We start from the raw sequence: 810 nt of genomic DNA on the forward strand, positions 1-810 counted from the left end.
GAACGGAGCGTTGCGGGTGCCGCGGTCGTTGTCCTGGACGTTCATGCCGGCCGAGCCGGTGAGGTACCAGCGGTCATCGAAATCCTGCGCGCTGGCCACCTGCGAAAAAGCCAAGCCCGCCAGCAGTGCGGTGCTCAACATACGGATCTTCATCTCTAACTCCTTCAGATCGATCGGAACGGGGGGTGATCGGGACTGTTTGATCGGGACAGTCTTATGCGGCGCTGCTCCTGTGACAGAGACACGGTCAACTCCCGGCAGGGCCGGCGCCGCGGTCACTGGCGGGGGGATCATACACCGTCAAGGTGTTTGTTAATACCACTTAACGTCGGCCTGGACGGCGCCAAACCTGCGTCAATTAACGCGCCGGCGGGATGATCTCCCATTTGCGGACGTTTCGGCCGACGAACGGTCACGTTGCCCGAAGATTTTGCGTAAACCGTCGTATTTTTCGATTTACATGCGCCGTACCCCGCAGGCGCGATGTCCGCAGGCCACCCCGCCGGGGTTGCTGCGCTGCGGCGCGAATATCGATTCGGCCCGCGAAAAAACGAAGCCCGGCGCGAGGCCGGGCTTCGTGGGTGCTGCCGTGCGCAGGCCGGAGCCTGCGCCGTTCCAGACGATTAGTTCTGGACGTTCAGCTCGGTACGACGGTTGACCTCGCTCTTGCAGGCCGGGAAGGTCTGCGGGGTCGATTCCAGCGGACGGCTCTCGCCGTAGCCGACCGGACCCTGCAGGCGACCGGCGTCGACGCCGTTGCTGGTCAGGTAGTCGTAAGCGGCCTTGGCGCGACGCTCCGACAGCTTCTGG

At 63.7% G+C, this 810-nt stretch carries 1 protein-coding gene and 1 pseudogene; both read right to left on the reverse strand.

Annotation, left to right across the window (positions count from 1 at the left end; translation table 11 throughout):
- Positions 1–153: pseudogene (locus TX83_RS24250) on the reverse strand (OmpA family protein); the annotation flags it as partial.
- A 470-nt stretch (positions 154–623) separates the two neighbouring features.
- Positions 624–810 (reverse strand): OmpA family protein (locus tag TX83_RS15515; RefSeq protein ID WP_145982125.1); only part of this gene is annotated, 187 nt, incomplete at its 5' end.

The sequence above is a fragment of the Lysobacter antibioticus HS124 genome (assembly GCF_000336385.2).
In the GTDB taxonomy this organism is placed as follows: Bacteria; Pseudomonadota; Gammaproteobacteria; order Xanthomonadales; family Xanthomonadaceae; genus Lysobacter; species Lysobacter firmicutimachus.